This window comes from Herbiconiux solani NBRC 106740 (assembly GCF_001571005.1).
Lineage (GTDB): Bacteria > Actinomycetota > Actinomycetes > Actinomycetales > Microbacteriaceae > Herbiconiux > Herbiconiux solani.
On sequence record NZ_BCST01000002.1, the window covers coordinates 116,213 to 130,787 of the forward strand.

The window sequence follows — 14,575 nt, forward strand, 5'->3', positions numbered from 1 at the left end:
CCGCGAGAATGCCGCGAGCCTCTCCCTGCACGACGAGCCGGGTTCCGCCGGGTCGGCACGCGAGAACGACGTCAGGGTTCTCGTTGCGGCGCGGGTGCATCCGGTTTCGGATGGGGCGGGATGTGGCGGGTCCAGAGGCGGAGGAGGGCCGGGACGAAGAGGTAGACCGCCGGCGGGATGACCACGAGGGTGACGATCAGCGAGCGCAGCACGATCGGGCCGAGCGGGTCGGTCGGCGACAGGGCCCAGTTGACCAGGGCGACCTCGGGGAAGATGACCAGCCACGTCAGGAAGGCGCGGACGTGGACGGACGGCGGGGCGGGCATCCGCTTCGCCGGGGGCGGCGTGGTCTGTGACGGCGTGGCCGATGGGATGGGCGTGCCGGGTGAGATGGGCGTGTCGGGTGCGCCGGACGGGAGGGTCATTTCGCGGTCCTCGGCGGAGCATCCGCTGGGCTGTCGCGCGCGGCGGCGAGGGCCCGGGTCGTGGGAGCGCCCGTGCGGCGGCCGCGGAGGAAGGTCAGCACGACGAGCACCGCCGAGAGCCCGATCATGATTGCCGAGCCGATCATGACTGCGGTGAGGAGGCTCGCGAGCGTCGCGATCAGGCCGAGCGCGACGGCGATCGCCCCCTGCGCGGCGTAGGCGGCGAGGTAGAAGGCTGAGATCGCGCCAGCGCGGTGGTGGGGCGGGGCGTGCAGGCTGACGTAGCCGAGGCCGCCCGAGAACGCGGTCGCGTAGGCTCCGCCGGCGAAGGCCGCAGCGAGAAGGAAGAGGATGACCGATCCGAGGCTCGCCGAGGCGGCGAAGAGCACGAAGGCGCCGATCGCGAGGAACCCGCCGAGCCGCATCGAGAGCCGCGGGCCCAGCAGGCGGGTCGCGACGGCCAGCACGCCGGCGACGACGAACATGGTGGCGAGCAGGGCTCCGACGACGAGGGAGTTCTGGGTCTCGAGCAGCTGGCGGGCGATGCTCGCGCCGAGGGCGAGCACGATGCCGCCGGTCATGTACGCGATGCTCGCGGCCAGGGCGGCGGTGGCGAAGATCAGGGACTGGCCGGGTGGGATGGCGATGTTGATCTCGGGGCGCCAGCGGGCGGGGCGTGCGGTTGCGCTCGTCGCGCTCTTTGCCGGCTCGGGCAGGAACCACGCGAGCACCCCGACGACCGTGATCACCGCCACGAGCACCCAGTAGTCGAGGGCCAGCGGCAGCGGCCCGTACTGCACGAGGGCGCCGCCGGTCAGGGCCGAGAGCACGACTCCGAGCGCGGTCGCAGCGGTGGTGGTGGATGCGGCGACCCGGGCGCGCCCCGGCTTGCTGAACTCCAGCACGGCGGCGCTCGCGGGGCTCAGGGCGAGGCCGACGCCGATGCCCATGAAGGCGCGGCCGATGAACAGCATCACCACGTCGGAGGCGAGGGCGAAGAGCAGGGTGCCCACGAGCATCCCGCCGACCCCGAGCAGGATCGCGACGCGGCGGCCGACGAAGTCGCTGAGGCTGCCGGTGGCCAGCAGGGTGATGACGAGGGCGACGGGGTACGTGCCGAAGACGGCGGTGATGACGACGGGGGTCAGGGCCCACTCGGCCGAGTAGAGGGGGTAGGAGGTGCTGGGGGCGCCGCTGGTCCAGAGGGCGATGAGGGCGACGGCGGCCGCCGTCCAGTAGGCGCCGGCGCGGGCGAGGTGGGGTGGGGGGCTTGTGCTCGTGCTCGTGCTCGTGCTCGTGCTTTCGCTCGGACTCCTGGTCGCGCTCGTGCTGCGCTTCGCGCCGTTCGTGCTCTTCCCGCTGTTCGCGTGCTTCTCGCTCCGGGCCATCCGTCCTCCAGCCGTCGAATCCATCGTCGCAGGTGCGCCCGCCGCCGACCGCCTGTCGCCCCCTCTTGCGACGATCGTCGAACGCGACGCGGGAGCAGAGTGCAGCGGGCTGTGCTTGGGTTGGGTCTGTGACCGAGCCAGGGCAGCAGTTCGCGGTGGTGATCGTCGTGATGCTTGCGATTGTCGTCGCGGTTGTCGCGCCGATCCTCACCGTGCGAAGGCTGCGGACGCGTGAACGGCGCCGGGACGAATGGCTCTCCGCGAATGCGCAGCCGCGACTGTCAGCGGCGATGTTCGTCGTCACCGGTCTCGCGAGCATCCTCGGCGGTTCGGTCTGTGCGCTTCTCGCGATCGCCGGGTACCCGCTCTTGTGGGCGCTCACCGCGATGTTCGTGGGCTTGCTAGCGTCGACGGTCATCTCGGGAGTGGTCGCGTTCCGCACGCCGAAGGACCTGCCCTGACCGGCAGCACACCGGCCGCTACGCTCGGGTCATGGATTCGGGGGAAGACCTTCTGATCGCCGCTGCGCGCGACGCGCCGAAGTACCATTACGTCGCCACCAGGGGCTACGGAGTGCGGGCGGCACGTGCCCACGTTCGCGCCCGCGGCCCGAAAGCATCCGCGCTCCTCGGCCTGATGCTCGGTTTCCTCCTGATGCTCGGGATCTGGCTGGTGGCGGGGCAGGTCAGGTCGGCCTCTTTCGACTACAAGGGGATGTTCGGCCTGTCCTTCTATGACGTCCATACGATCGTGCTGGCGATCGAAGCCGTCTTCCTGGGGATCTGCCTCCTGAGTGCGCTCCTCCTTTTCGCTCCGACTGCCATCCGGATGACGAGGCAGGTCCCGCCTCGCACGCAGATCAGTTCCGGCTTCGGCCCGGAGCACTTCTGGTTGGGCGTCGGAGGAAGGGAGGCCACGATCCGTTACGACGACGTGACGAAGATCTGGACCCGAGACGGTTTCGCACTCTTACAGATGCGACAGGGCCCGGTGCTGATCGAGCCTTTGGAGATCTTCCCCTCGAAGTGGCTGAGCCACATCACGGTGGTGGCCGGGATCACCGACTGAGCCGTCGGGAGCCAGCTGAGGTCGTGATCGTTATCGGGCCGGCCGGGCGGAGATCGACAGTCGTCGTACGCTGGCAGCATGAGAACTCGACGTGCCGCTCGACCCGCCTTCGTCGCCGCGATCGTGACCGCGGGCATCCTGCTGGCGGGCTGCACAGCCGCGCCGACGCCGTCGCCCACGCCGACCACTTCGGCCACCGTGACCCCGCGACCGACGGAGTCCGCCACGCCGGCACCCACCGCCACGCCCACGCCCGTTGCTCCGGCCACGCCCGCCCCGGAGCCCGCCCCCGGTGCCGAGCCGGCGGCTCCGGCCGCGTACGACCTCGAGGCGGCCTACTCCATCTGCAAGCAGTACGCGATCGACGACCTGGCGGGCCTGACCGGCACGTTCAAGCCGTTCGACCCCGCCGACACCAACCCGATCGCCGAGGAGAAGATCAACTCGAGTGTGGCGGACGACCCGAATGCGCTGATGATGCACGTCTTCTGGCAGTCCGACACGAGCGACCTCTCCGTGGGCACCTTCTGCTCGATCAGCGGCCCCTTCGACGCCCAGGTAGTCACCTTCGAGCGCGGCGCGAGCAACGCGTAGTCGCCTGAAGGTTCATCGCCCTGTCGACCCCGCCTCGGGATCACGCAGCCGCGAGGCCCACTCCGTGAACCGTTGCTTCATGGCGTCGAGCTGCTCGGCATCGACGCCATAGCGAGCCACGCGCTCGGGACGGATGCGATGAACCTGGTCGAGCTGGCCGGCGAACATGGAGCGATCGAATCCCGCATCCCGGTCGGCCGCCGCATCGACGAGCTGCTCGTCGGTGAAGCGGCCTGAGGCGCGGATCGCGTCGACATCGAGATAGTCGCGCGCCTCGGCTCGCGTGTACAGGGCACTGATCTTGTTGCCGACGGCATCACCGAGGCTCAGGACGGGGCCGACGGCGAGCATGACCGGCTCGCGCTCGCGCCAGTCGACGGCGAGGTCCATGTCGACGGAGCGCCCGTCGGCGGCGGTGATTCGCAGCTGCGCGAACTGCCGGCTGCGGCGCACCGGTTCGACGCCGAAACCGGAGCGGAGGAGGTCATCGACCAGCGCATCCACAGCCGCATCGAACGCCACTGGGTCCAGATCGTCGGTGAACAGGTCGACGTCCTGGGTCGCCCGGTCGACGATTCCGTGCTCACGGATGGCACCGGAGCCGGCGAGAGCGAAGGAGCGGCCGTCGAGAACCTCAAGAGCTAACCGAGTGAGCTCCCGCTGCAGCTCACGGTCGTCGCTCAAGCGGCGCTCAGTTCGGGGAAGCGCCCCTCCCAGAGCGAGCGGACGCGCACGGGCAACAGCAGCTCGGGCCAGACACGCATGAGCAGATCACGGTTCAGGAGCTCGACCTGGTCGACCGTGCGTCCCTCGCGGAGCGTGGCCTGATAGGCCTCGACCACATCGGACTCGTTTGCGAGATCGAACGTGTGAGCCGGGCCCCAGTAGACGGTGATCGGCAGCTCGACACTGCCGTCACGCGGACCCCGCAGCTCGTCGAGCTCCGCGGGCGCCTCGTACGGCTTGATGTCCCGGTAGAACACCCGGGGATCCTCCGTCGCGCGCGTCGCCTCGGTCATGCTCTCCATTTTATCGAGCTTCGGTCACAAAGGTCGATGGCTGACCCATCCGTCAGGCTGAGATAACGCTGCCGGAGTCGACGGCTGGGGTGCGCGCTCGACCATTTCTGTGAACCCGGCGAAGAACTCAGCCTCATCGCGGCTGAGGTGGTGAGGTTGGTACGACCTTGAATCGCTTCCCGATCAGGCGCGACGTCACAGGGCGGCGGCGCATCCGGTCGTAGTTGGGGACGGGCGCGGGACGGACCGCGGCCGCACTCTACGGAAGGTTGACAATGTCCAAGATCGTCGTCGTCGGAGGCACGGGCCTCATCGGATCCAAGGTCGTCGCGAAGCTCTCCGAGCACGGCCACCTGGCCGTCGCTGCGTCTCCGAACACGGGCGTCAACACGCTCACCGGCGAAGGCCTCGCCGAGGTGCTCATCGGCGCCGCCACCGTGCTCGACGTCTCGAACTCGCCGTCGTTCGCCGACGACGACGTGATGCGGTTCTTCACCACCGCGACCACCAACATCCTCACCGCCGCGAAGGCGGCCGGCGTCGGCCACTACGTCGCCCTCTCGGTCGTCGGCGCCGAGCGGATGCTGGACAGCGGCTACATGCGGGCCAAGGTCGCGCAGGAGGACCTCATCCTCGCCTCCTCGCTGCCTTACTCGATCGTGCGCGCCACCCAGTTCTTCGAGTTCGCGAGGAGCATCGCCGACAGCGCGACGATCGACGGCGTCGTGCGCCTGCCCAACGCCCCGATGCAGCCGATGGCCGCCGAGGATGTCGCGACCGCGGTCGCGCGCACCACCGCCGGCGAGCCGCTGAACCGCACGATCGAGGTCGGCGGGCCGGAGCGGTTCGGGCTCGACGAGTTCGTGCGCACGGGGCTCGCCTTCCACGGCGACCTGCGCACGGTGGTCGCCGACCCCGAGGCGCCCTACTTCGGAGGCCGGCCGACCGCCGAGACGCTGGTGCCGGGTGCCGACGCCACGCTCTTCACGACGCGCTTCGAGGAGTGGCTCGCGACGACCCCCGCCCCCGCCGGCCGGTGACGATGGCTGCGTGACGTCGACTGCGTGACCACGACTGCGTCACGATCCACTCGCCCACCCAGCCGCGCTCGATGGAATCATTTCCTCGAGCCGCCTGGGTGGGTCGGATAGACTGTCGTTGACCAGATCGAAGACGTGATGAGCATCGCCCATGCACGCACCTCACCCTCCGTCGCCGAGTCCGAAACCGAGATCGAGCGTCGGATGGCTTTCGGCGATGCCGCGCTCGGCGCGGCCGGCCACGAGGTCAGCGACCCGGAATTGCGAGCGATCAGCCGTCGTGTCGCGGCGGGTGAGATCACTGGTGACGAAGCTGCGGCTCTCGTCAGAACGCAGCTTCTCGGCAACCACTAGATGGCGCGGGGCTTCCATACCTGGGGCGAACTGGCGGCGGTGTTGGCGCAGGTCATCGAATTGCTTCGGATGAGACAGGCACGCTGAGCCAACAGCCCGAAGGGGTCAGGGAGCGTTCCAGTGCTGGAGCTTGGCGGGGGACGTGACGATCCAGAGGGTGCGGATCGCGGGGCCGGCAGCGGTGGGCGCGGTTGCGGCGGTGAGGACCGCGACCGCGCGGGCGTCGCGAGTGACGAGTAGGCCGGCGCATCCGTTCACCGACCGCTCGCGGATCGACAGGGCGGGCCGAGTCGCGGGAACAGTCGGGGGCCGAGTGGCGGGCCGAGTCGCGGGACCGCCCGCGGCCAGGTCGTCGAACAGCGCGAGCAGGAGAGCCGTCGAGGCGGCGACACCGCGCGCCGTGGCCGGGAGCGGATCGGCGTGGCGGCCTCGGTCGATGATGAGCGTGACGGCCGGATGGAGGGTCGCCGCGACAGCAACCGGATCGCCGGACTCGCACGCTGCGCCGAGCGCCAGGACGAGGCGGCGGTGGTCGGGGTCCACGCGCTCGTGGCCGGGGCCCATCCACTGGTCATCGGGGGTGATGCGCTGGTCATCGCGGGTGATGGTGATGCGCTCCATCCGCGGCCCGAGCACACGCCTGCCGCAGAGCCCGATACGACCAGACCCACTCCCCCGGCTCACGCGGAGGCCGCGGTGACGCGCGTGAGCTTCGCGGGGCTCATCATCCACATCACCTGACGGATGCCCTCGTCGCCGGGGGTGAGCGTGAGGGCGGTCGTCACGACCCCGTCCTCCGCGAGGGCCACTGCCGGCTGGCCGTTCAGCTCCACCCACTCGATCGTCTTCCCCTGCCAGAAATGGCTCGAGAAGGCGGCGATGAACTGGGCGACGCGGTGGCGGCCGAGGATCGGGATGCGGGCGGCCAGCTTGACCCCGTTGCCGTCGGAGTAGCTGACGACATCCGAGGCGAACAGGGCCTCGAGGGCCGTGACGTCACCCTGCTGCGCCGCCTGGAGGAACGCGGTCAGCAGCCGGCGCTGCTCGGCCGACTCGACGGCGATGCGCTTCTCGCCGGCGAGGTGCTTGCGGGCACGGCTCACGAGCTGGCGGGTCGCGGGCTCCTTGAGCTGCACGATCTGGGCGATCTGCGGGTACGGGTAGTCGAAGGCCTCGCGCAGCACGTAGGCCGCACGCTCGGTGGGGGTGAGCTTCTCGAGCAGGAGCAACATCGCGAAGCCCAGCGCCTCGCCGCGTTCGGCACCGAGCGCAGGGTCGTCGTCGGTGTTGACGGGTTCGGGCAGCCAGGGGCCGATGTAGGTCTCGCGGCGGCTGCGGGCCGACTGCAGCACGTTGATGGCCAGGCGCGTGGTGGCGGTCGCGAGGAAGGCGGGCGGGTCGAGGACCGCGCTTCGGTCGCAGGTCTGCCAGCGCAGCCAGACGTCTTGCACGATGTCCTCGGCCTCGGAGACGGTGCCGAGCATCCGGTACGCGATGCCGAAGAGGCGGCGGCGGACGGCGGAGAAGACCTCGGTGGCCTGGGCCAGGTCGTCGGCGGATGCGGGGCTGACGGGTGCGGCGGCGTCGGCGGCGTCGTCGGCGTCCGGGCCAGCGGTTCGCTTCGTCACGGCGGGGCCCTTCTGCGCGCGGGAGAGATCGGTGCGGTGGTCGGAGTGGCTCCACAGTAGGCCGGGCCGGGCATCCGTGTCCCGGATGACGTGCGACATGGGTCTCCCTTCGAGCTGCGGGCCGCCGGTTCAGACCCGTCGACAGCTGTGACCGGCGAGGCATCCGTTCTGTGACCGATGTCACAAAAAGGTTCCGCGCCCGGTCGTAGCTGCCGAGACGCCGCCCGTCGGGCCGCGCACAACGGGAGGACCGTCATGAGAATCGTCGTCGTCGGAGGAACCGGACTGATCGGATCGAAGGTCGTCGCCCGGCTGCAGGATGCGGGGCACGAGGTGACCCCGGCCGCCCGCAGCACCGGCGTGAACTCCTACACCGGAGAGGGACTCGAGGCGGCCCTCAACGGGGCCGAGACCGTGATCGACCTCTCGAACTCGTCGTACACCGATCAGGCCGGCGCGCTCGAGTTCTTCTACTCCTCGACCCTCAACCTGCTCACCTACGGCCGTGCCGCCGGGGTGGGCCACCATGTGGCGCTGTCGGTCGTCGGCACAGATCGCCTGGCCCAGACCGAACGCGGCTACTTCTTCGCGAAGGATGCGCAGGAGACGCTGATCCGCCGGTCGTCGGTGCCCTATTCGCTGGTGCACGCGACGCAGTTCTTCGAGTTCGTGCGAAGCATCGCGGATGCGGCGGGCGGGTCGAGCGGGTCGGTTGGGCCTGATGCGTCGGTTGCGTCGCTGTCTCGTGGCCGGTCCGCCGCATCCGCTCGTCAGGGCCGGCTGCGGCTCGCCGAGGCGTCGGTGCAGCCGATCGCGGGCGACGACGTCGCGGCGGCGGTGACGGAGACGACACTCGGCGAGCCGACGAATGCGACGCGGGAGTTCACCGGCCCTGAGATCTTCGCGCTGCGCGACCTCGTGCGGCTGGAGCTGCGTGCCCGGCAGGATCCGCGGGAGGTCGAGGCCGACCCCCTGGCCCGCTACTTCGGCAACACCCTCGCGCCCGACGAGCTGCTGCCCGGCCCGGACGCCTACCGCTTCAGCACCCGCTTCGAGGACTGGCTCCGTGCCCGCGACCGCGCCGAGTCGGAGCCGGCCGCCGCTCGGTGAGGCCGGGGCCGACTCCGTGAGGCAGGCGTCCCGGTCAGGACTCGAGGGGCTGGTCGGAGGCGTGGGCGCCGTAGTAGTCGGACTGGGCCTGCATGAGCTCGGGCATCGAGACATCGCGACCGACGCCGTAGACCGTGCCGGTGAAGTCGAGGTCGCGCTGGATGGCCCAGATCTCCTCGTGGCGCTCCGGCGGGAGGATCGACGCGGGCGAGCCCACCGCCACCCACCCGATCGGCACGACGGCTCCCGGCGCCAGCGTCGTATTGACCTGCACGACGCCGTTGATCCGCACCTCCGCCCCGCGGCCGATCCGGCTGCCGGGGAAGAGCGAGGCGCCGGTCGCGATGAAGACCTCGTCTTCGACGACGGCGCCGTTCACGTGGGTGTGCGGTCCGATCATGACCGACGACCCGATCATGGCCGGGTGACCCCCGCGACCGCGGATCAGGACGTGCTCCATGACGATCGTGTTCTCGCCGATCGTGACGGCGCCGTCCTCGGCGGTGAGCACGGCTCCGTGCAGGATGCGCGCGCCCGCGCCGATCCGGACGTCACCCGCGATCACCGCCGACGGCGCCACGTACGCCGTCGCGTGAATCGAGGGCTCGTGGTCACGGTGTCTCACGAACATGGGCCTGCTCCGATCGTCGCTCTCACGATAGCGAAGCCGCGGCACGCGATCTCCGCGCGAGCAGATTGGTGGGCGCGGCCAAAGGAGTCGAGTGCTCTGCTTGAAGCGGACAGGGGATGCTGTGCCACGCCGCGACCGGTTGACTGGCCGAATGCGAAGAGTCTTGGTGCTGGGTGGAACTGGATGGCTGGGACGAGCGATTGTCCGTGACCTGATCGCGGAGGGCGCCGAGGTCACGTGCCTGGCTCGAGGAGACTCCGGTGCTGTCCCGAACGGCGCACGCCTGGTGCGGGTCGACCGTCGAACCACTGGTGCATACGACGAGGTCCGCGGCGACTGGGACGAGGTGATAGAGCTCGCGTACGAGTCCGATTTCGTCGAGACCGCGCTCGAGGCGCTTGCGCACACTGCGGCTCACTGGACCCTTGTGTCCAGCGTCTCCGTCTACGCCCGCAACGATGAGCCGGGCGCTGACGAATCAGCTACCCTCGTGGAGCCGTCTGATGTGTCGGAGTACGCCGACGCGAAGGTTACCGCAGAGCGTGCCACCGCTGCCCAACTCGGGCCGCGCCTTCTGATCGTGCGGCCTGGGCTCATCGTCGGACCTGGGGATCCGAGCGACCGGTTCGGGTACTGGCCGGCACGGTTCGGCCGGAGTGGACCGGTCTTGGTACCGACGACCGAGGATCGCTTCGTTCAGGTCATCGACGTGGTCGACCTGGCTGCCTGGATCGCACGAGCGGCGCACGCGGAGCGGGTCGGCATCGTCAATGCGGTGGGAGATGCTCTGCCCATGGCGGACTTCTTCCGCACCGTGGCCGAGGTCACGGAGTTCGATGGTGAATCAGTCGAGGTCGAGGATGATGTGCTGCTCGCACGTGGCGTGCGCTATTGGGCGGGCCCACGGTCTCTTCCGCTGTGGCTTCCGCTCTCGGATGCGGCATTCGCGCAACGCTCCGGCCGCGCCTTCCGGAACGCGGGGGGACGGGTGCGACCGTGGAAGGACACGGTGACCGACGTGCTTGCCGACGAGCGCTTCCGCGGTATGGATCGACAGCGACGGTCCGGTCTCACCCCGCGCGAAGAGAAAGAAGTCCTCCTCGACCTTCGGTAGTGCGGCTGGAACCCTCGCCAGCAGTCACAGAACGTCAGTGTTCGTGGGATGACGGCCGTCGGCTGCTGCTCCCTCGTGATGGGAGCGATCTTGCTCGTGGTCTTCACGGTTCGGGCGTTGTCGGCCTGAGGGGCGGTGAGGATCGCGCCTCTCGCGGCCTAGCTCTGCAGGGCTGACGCAGGGACGGGCGACGGGAGGGGCAGGGGCTGCTCGCCCACGGCACCGAGCGCCGCACGGAAGGCCGTGGCGTTGCCGGGCCAGAGGAGGGTGAGGCGGTTGCTGCGGTCGTCGACGTACCAGGAGCGGCAGCCGCTGAGCCAGACCGTGCCGCGGCTAGCGGCGTCGAGCTCGGCGGTCCAGGTCTGCTCGGCAAGCGGCGACGCCTCGATCACGTCCGCGCCCTCGGCGCGCATCCGCGTGACCAGCGTTGCGGCGAGCTCGGCCTGCGCCTCGATCATCGCGAAGGCCGAGTTGTGGCCGAGCGCCGCATTCGGGCCGTCGAGCACCATCAGGTTCGGAAAGCCCGCCATCAGGATCGACGCGTACGCCGTCATCCCCTCGGCCCAGTGGTCGGCGAGCAGGCGCCCGCCCCGGCCGCGCACCCGGTCGGCGAACGGAGGACGCGTCGCCGCGAAGCCGGTGGCGAAGACCAGGGCGTCGACCTCGTGGCGGGCACCGGAGGCCGCCACGGCGCGACCGCCCTCGAGCGCCACGATCGCCGAGGGCTCCAGGGCGACGGCGCCCGACGCGATGGCCGGGTACCAGTCGTCCGAGAGCAGCACGCGCTTGCAGCCGATCTCGTAGTCGGGGGTGAGGCGGGCGCGCAGCGCTTCGTCGGACACCTGGGCCGCAAGGTGGCTGAGGGCCAGCTGCCGCAGCGACTCCCGCTCGGGTCCGTCGGCGACCCGGGCGGCGTGACCGGCCTCGAACTCGCGGAAGAGCGACTCCCGGTGCGCCTGCATCGCCGCCGGGTCGCTCGCGAAGGCCGCGCGCGCGGACGACGGGATCGGCGCATCCGCCCGCGGCACCACCCACGGCGCAGAGCGCTGGAACACCGTCACCTCGGCGCCCTGCTCGGCCAGCCGCGGCACCAACTGCACAGCGGATGCCCCGGTGCCGACCACGCCCACCCGCGCGCCCGCGAAATCCGACCCGGGCATCCACGCGCTGCTGTGCATCACCGGGCCGACGAAGGATTCGCGCCCCGGCAACTGCGGGATCACGGGCTCGGAGAGCCGGCCCGCCGCGAGGATCAGCACCCGGCAGACCAGCCCGCCCCGGCTGGTCGACAGCCGCCAGCGCTCTGCGTCGTCGTCCCAGGCCATGTCGATGACGTCGGTGCCGAGCAGCAGCTGCGGGGTCAGACCCTCGTCGCGCACCACGCTCCGCAGGTACTCCTGGATCTCGGACCCGGGCGCGAACCGACGACTCCACCCCGGGTTCGGCCGGAACGAATACGAGTACAGGTGCGCCGGGATGTCGCAGGCCACGCCCGGGTAGACGTTGTCGCGCCAGGTGCCGCCCACGTCGTCGGCACGCTCGACGACCAGCACGTCGGTGACGCCGCTGCGGCGCAGCCGGGCCGCGGCCGCGATGCCCGCGATGCCGGCCCCCACCACGATCGTGTCGACCTCGCGCGGCGGGGCATCCGCGACCGGCGCGTGCTGCCGGCCCGACGGGGCATCCGCCACCGGCGCGTGCTGCCGGCCCGACGGTGCCGGCGAGGGTGCCGGCGACGCCGCTGTCATCGCCCGGCCACGGCCGGCGCCTCCGCGAGGGGCCGGTAGGCGGTGTCGCGGCGGCGGGCGGGGCGACCGGATGCACGGGCCAGCGACTCGACGTCGGCGTCGGTGAGCGTGAGGCGCGCCTCGGGACCGGCCTCGGGCCAGATCGAGCCGTCGAGGAGCACGCCGCCGATGTCGTCGGCACCGCCGCGGAGCACCTGGCCGGTGGTGCCGAGGCCGAGCTTGGTCCAGGCGGCCTGCACGTGGTCGATCCGGCCGGCCAGCAGCAGCCGGGAGACCGCGATGACCGCGCGGGAGGCCTCGGGCGAGGGGCCGCGACCCGCCAGGGCGGCCAGCTCGCGAGGAGCGTCGCCGGGCACGAACGGCATCGGGATGAACTCGGTGAACCCGCCCGTGCGCTCCTGCAGGGCGGCGAGCGTCCGCAGGTGCGCCACGATCTGGGCGGGCGTCTCGACGTGGCCGAAGACGAGGGTCGACGTGGAGCCCAGGCCGGCGCGGTGCGCGGCCTCGATGGTGGCGATCCACTCGGCGGCCGGCGGCAGCTGACCCTGGCTGTAGAGCGCGCGCACGCCGTCGTCGAGCACGACCGCGGCCGTGCCGGGCACGCTGCCGAGACCTGCCTCGCGCAGCTCGTCGAGGTAGCGCGGGAGGCTGAGGCCGGTGCGGCGGGCGCCGTCCTGCAGCTCGGTGGGGCGGAAGCCGTGGATGCTCAACTCGGGTGCCGCATCGCGGATCGCGCGCACGACGTCGAGGTAGATCGTGCCGGGCAGATGCGCCGCGGGCCGGCCCTGCAGGCAGAGCTCGCTGGCGCCGAGCGCGGCCGCCTCGGCGGCGAGCTCCTGCACCAGGTCGAGGGTGAGCTCGCGGGCGGGCTTCGCCGGGGATCCATCGCGCTCGTCGCGCACGTCCCCCTCGTCGCCGTCGTCGCTCTCGTCGCCCATCCTCAGCAGGCTCGTGTCGACGTTGCGGTTGACCACGTACGTGACGGCCCGGTTGCCGCTCGTCTCGCGCGCCGCATCCGCGAGTTGCACGAGTTCGTCGAGGGCTTCGCCGCGGGCCCCGAGCAGGAGGATGGCGTGGTCGTCGCTGATCGCGTCGCCGGAGCCCCGGGCCGCGGCGTCGAGAGCGGCACGGAGGTCGCTGCCGACGCGGCCGGTGCGGATGGCGCCGCCAGCGCGAGCGGCGCCTTCCGAACCTGCCACCGCCGAACCCCGCGGCGCGACCCGCGCCGACTCGTCCGCGAGCAACGTCGCCGGGTCCATCAGCGCCCGCAGCGCCGGGGTCACGTTCGGGTCGAGCCACCGGTCGGCGTCGCCGAGGTACTCGGGGTAGGCGGTGAGCCGCTCCTTCAGCGTGAAGCCCCCGTGGCCGGTGAGCTCGGCGAGCAGGTCGATGTCGGGCCAGGGCCGCTCGGGGTTCACGTGATCGGCGGTGAGCGGGCTGACCCCGCCCCAGTCGTTGATGCCCGCTCGCAGGAGGAGGCCCAGCTCCGATAGGTCGGTGAGGTTCGGCGGCGCCTGCACCGTCGCATCCGGGCCCATGATCAGGCGAGCCGTGGCCACGGCCGCGATGTACTCGTCGAGCCCGAGGTCGGGGTCGTTCTGCATCGCCGTGCGCGGCTTCGAGCGGAAGTTCTGCACGATCGTCTCCTGCAGGTGCCCGAAGCGCTCGTGCAGCTCGCGCAGCGCGAAGAGGGCCTCGGCACGTTCGGCGTGGTTCTCGCCGATGCCCAGCAGCACCCCCGAGGTGAACGGGATGCGGGAACGCCCGGCATCCTCGATCACCCGCAGCCGCAGCGCCGGGTCTTTGTCGGGTGAGCCGAAGTGCGCGCCGCCCGGCTCCGACCAGAGCCGCGTCGCCGTGGTCTCGAGCATCATGCCCATCGAGCCCGCGAGCGGGCGCAGCCGCTGCAGCTCGTTCCACGACATCACGCCCGGGTTCAGGTGCGGGATGAGGCCGGTCTCGTCGAGCACCCGCTGGGCCATCGCCGCCACGTAGTCGAGGGTCGAGCTGTAGCCGTGGCGCGCGAGCCACGCGCGGGCGGCCGGCCAGCGGTTCTCGGGCCGGTCGCCGAGCGTGAACAGCGCCTCCTTGCAGCCCATGCCCGCGCCGACCTGGGCGATCTGGATGATCTCGTCGGGCTCCATGAAGGTGGTGATGCCGTTCTTCGCGAGGCCGCCCGGGGTGTCGACGAAGGTGCAGTAGTGGCAGCGGTCCTGGCAGAGCCGCGTGATCGGCAGGAACACCTTCTTCGAGTAGGTGATGACGCCGGGGCGCCCGGCCCGCTGCAGCCCGTCGTCGCGGATCTCGGATGCGCGGGTGAGCATCCGCTCGAGGTCGTCACCGCGGGCGCCCATCAGGGCGGTGGCCGTGGCAAGCGAGACGGCTTCGCCGCCCTCGATCAGGTCGAGGGCTTCGCGGGGAGAAGGAACGGCAGAGGATTCGGTGGACGTCACGGC

Annotated in this window: 16 protein-coding genes; 7 read left to right on the forward strand and 9 right to left on the reverse strand. The window is 71.1% G+C overall.

Annotated elements, in window-relative coordinates:
• Positions 1–71: 71 nt before the first annotated feature.
• Together HSO01S_RS03775 and HSO01S_RS03780 are read right to left on the reverse strand one after the other, a co-directional pair.
• A complete protein-coding gene (locus HSO01S_RS03775) occupies positions 72–425 on the reverse strand; it encodes a putative antibiotic biosynthesis monooxygenase (protein WP_066039252.1) in 354 nt (117 codons plus the stop codon).
• Positions 422–1,837: an MFS transporter gene (locus HSO01S_RS03780; protein WP_084361275.1), complete on the reverse strand. Its 1,416-nt coding sequence runs from the start codon at positions 1,835–1,837 to the stop codon at positions 422–424. The genes HSO01S_RS03775 and HSO01S_RS03780 overlap by 4 nt, the downstream gene beginning before the upstream one ends.
• Positions 1,838–1,968: 131 nt before the next feature.
• Here HSO01S_RS03780 and HSO01S_RS03785 point away from each other — a divergent pair, with 131 nt between their 5' ends.
• The 3 genes from HSO01S_RS03785 to HSO01S_RS19180 all read left to right on the forward strand — a co-directional run bounded on the left by HSO01S_RS03785 (position 1,969) and on the right by HSO01S_RS19180 (position 3,475).
• A complete protein-coding gene (locus HSO01S_RS03785) occupies positions 1,969–2,274 on the forward strand; it encodes a hypothetical protein (RefSeq protein ID WP_157078892.1) in 306 nt (101 codons plus the stop codon).
• Between the two features lie 31 nt (positions 2,275–2,305).
• A complete protein-coding gene (locus HSO01S_RS03790) occupies positions 2,306–2,881 on the forward strand; it encodes a hypothetical protein (RefSeq protein ID WP_066039255.1) in 576 nt (191 codons plus the stop codon).
• A 78-nt stretch (positions 2,882–2,959) separates the two neighbouring features.
• Positions 2,960–3,475: a hypothetical protein gene (locus tag HSO01S_RS19180; protein ID WP_066039256.1), complete on the forward strand. Its 516-nt coding sequence runs from the start codon at positions 2,960–2,962 to the stop codon at positions 3,473–3,475.
• A 12-nt stretch (positions 3,476–3,487) separates the two neighbouring features.
• Here HSO01S_RS19180 and HSO01S_RS03800 read toward each other — a convergent pair whose 3' ends face one another.
• The gene (locus HSO01S_RS03800; RefSeq protein WP_066039257.1) at positions 3,488–4,159 is read right to left on the reverse strand and encodes a nucleotidyl transferase AbiEii/AbiGii toxin family protein; all 672 of its coding nucleotides are present in this window, start codon (positions 4,157–4,159) and stop codon (positions 3,488–3,490) included.
• Positions 4,156–4,494 carry a hypothetical protein gene (locus tag HSO01S_RS03805; protein ID WP_066039600.1) on the reverse strand — a complete coding sequence of 113 codons (339 nt, stop codon included), beginning with the start codon at positions 4,492–4,494 and terminating at the stop codon, positions 4,156–4,158. Before HSO01S_RS03805 ends, HSO01S_RS03800 begins: the two co-directional genes overlap by 4 nt.
• 275 nt (positions 4,495–4,769) lie before the next feature.
• Between HSO01S_RS03805 and HSO01S_RS03810 the strand changes: the two genes are divergently transcribed.
• On the forward strand, positions 4,770–5,534 hold the full coding sequence (locus HSO01S_RS03810; protein WP_066039258.1) for an SDR family oxidoreductase: 765 nt from the start codon (positions 4,770–4,772) through the stop codon (positions 5,532–5,534).
• A gap of 138 nt (positions 5,535–5,672) precedes the next feature.
• Positions 5,673–5,888, forward strand: a complete 216-nt coding sequence (locus HSO01S_RS18170) for an antitoxin VbhA family protein (protein ID WP_157078893.1) — start codon at positions 5,673–5,675, stop codon at positions 5,886–5,888.
• 105 nt (positions 5,889–5,993) lie between these two features.
• Here the strand turns inward: HSO01S_RS18170 and HSO01S_RS03820 are convergent, their stop codons facing one another.
• Both HSO01S_RS03820 and HSO01S_RS03825 read right to left on the reverse strand, forming a co-directional pair.
• The gene (locus HSO01S_RS03820; RefSeq protein ID WP_066039260.1) at positions 5,994–6,509 is read right to left on the reverse strand and encodes a hypothetical protein; all 516 of its coding nucleotides are present in this window, start codon (positions 6,507–6,509) and stop codon (positions 5,994–5,996) included.
• Between the two features lie 59 nt (positions 6,510–6,568).
• Positions 6,569–7,615, reverse strand: coding sequence for an RNA polymerase sigma-70 factor (locus HSO01S_RS03825; protein ID WP_084361277.1), 1,047 nt, complete (start codon positions 7,613–7,615; stop codon positions 6,569–6,571).
• Between the two features lie 156 nt (positions 7,616–7,771).
• On the opposite strand from HSO01S_RS03825, the gene HSO01S_RS03830 reads away from it, so the two are divergent.
• A complete protein-coding gene (locus tag HSO01S_RS03830) occupies positions 7,772–8,626 on the forward strand; it encodes an SDR family oxidoreductase (protein ID WP_066039261.1) in 855 nt (284 codons plus the stop codon).
• Between the two features lie 34 nt (positions 8,627–8,660).
• Here HSO01S_RS03830 and HSO01S_RS03835 read toward each other — a convergent pair whose 3' ends face one another.
• The gene (locus HSO01S_RS03835) at positions 8,661–9,257 is read right to left on the reverse strand and encodes a gamma carbonic anhydrase family protein (RefSeq protein WP_066039262.1); all 597 of its coding nucleotides are present in this window, start codon (positions 9,255–9,257) and stop codon (positions 8,661–8,663) included.
• Between the two features lie 151 nt (positions 9,258–9,408).
• Between HSO01S_RS03835 and HSO01S_RS03840 the strand changes: the two genes are divergently transcribed.
• The gene (locus HSO01S_RS03840; RefSeq protein ID WP_066039263.1) at positions 9,409–10,371 is read left to right on the forward strand and encodes an NAD-dependent epimerase/dehydratase family protein; all 963 of its coding nucleotides are present in this window, start codon (positions 9,409–9,411) and stop codon (positions 10,369–10,371) included.
• A gap of 158 nt (positions 10,372–10,529) precedes the next feature.
• Here the strand turns inward: HSO01S_RS03840 and HSO01S_RS03845 are convergent, their stop codons facing one another.
• Both HSO01S_RS03845 and cofG read right to left on the reverse strand, forming a co-directional pair.
• The gene (locus tag HSO01S_RS03845) at positions 10,530–12,062 is read right to left on the reverse strand and encodes a flavin-containing monooxygenase (protein WP_066039602.1); all 1,533 of its coding nucleotides are present in this window, start codon (positions 12,060–12,062) and stop codon (positions 10,530–10,532) included.
• Between the two features lie 53 nt (positions 12,063–12,115).
• Complete coding sequence (cofG, locus tag HSO01S_RS03850; RefSeq protein ID WP_245635880.1) at positions 12,116–14,572, reverse strand: 7,8-didemethyl-8-hydroxy-5-deazariboflavin synthase CofG; 2,457 nt, start codon at positions 14,570–14,572, stop codon at positions 12,116–12,118.
• Positions 14,573–14,575 lie beyond the last annotated feature (3 nt).

Bases quoted from the DNA above. Each gene is read 5' to 3' on its own strand.
- HSO01S_RS03830 (WP_066039261.1), top strand. From the start codon at position 7,772: ATGAGAATCGTCGTCGTCGGAGGAACCGGACTGATCGGATCGAAGGTC.
- HSO01S_RS03835 (WP_066039262.1), bottom strand. From the start codon at position 9,257: ATGTTCGTGAGACACCGTGACCACGAGCCCTCGATTCACGCGACGGCG.
- HSO01S_RS03840 (WP_066039263.1), top strand. From the start codon at position 9,409: ATGCGAAGAGTCTTGGTGCTGGGTGGAACTGGATGGCTGGGACGAGCG.
- HSO01S_RS03820 (WP_066039260.1), bottom strand. From the start codon at position 6,509: ATGGAGCGCATCACCATCACCCGCGATGACCAGCGCATCACCCCCGAT.
- HSO01S_RS03805 (WP_066039600.1), bottom strand. From the start codon at position 4,494: ATGACCGAGGCGACGCGCGCGACGGAGGATCCCCGGGTGTTCTACCGG.
- HSO01S_RS19180 (WP_066039256.1), top strand. From the start codon at position 2,960: ATGAGAACTCGACGTGCCGCTCGACCCGCCTTCGTCGCCGCGATCGTG.
- HSO01S_RS03810 (WP_066039258.1), top strand. From the start codon at position 4,770: ATGTCCAAGATCGTCGTCGTCGGAGGCACGGGCCTCATCGGATCCAAG.
- HSO01S_RS18170 (WP_157078893.1), top strand. From the start codon at position 5,673: ATGAGCATCGCCCATGCACGCACCTCACCCTCCGTCGCCGAGTCCGAA.
- HSO01S_RS03775 (WP_066039252.1), bottom strand. From the start codon at position 425: ATGACCCTCCCGTCCGGCGCACCCGACACGCCCATCTCACCCGGCACG.
- HSO01S_RS03825 (WP_084361277.1), bottom strand. From the start codon at position 7,615: ATGTCGCACGTCATCCGGGACACGGATGCCCGGCCCGGCCTACTGTGG.
- HSO01S_RS03790 (WP_066039255.1), top strand. From the start codon at position 2,306: ATGGATTCGGGGGAAGACCTTCTGATCGCCGCTGCGCGCGACGCGCCG.
- HSO01S_RS03780 (WP_084361275.1), bottom strand. From the start codon at position 1,837: ATGGATTCGACGGCTGGAGGACGGATGGCCCGGAGCGAGAAGCACGCG.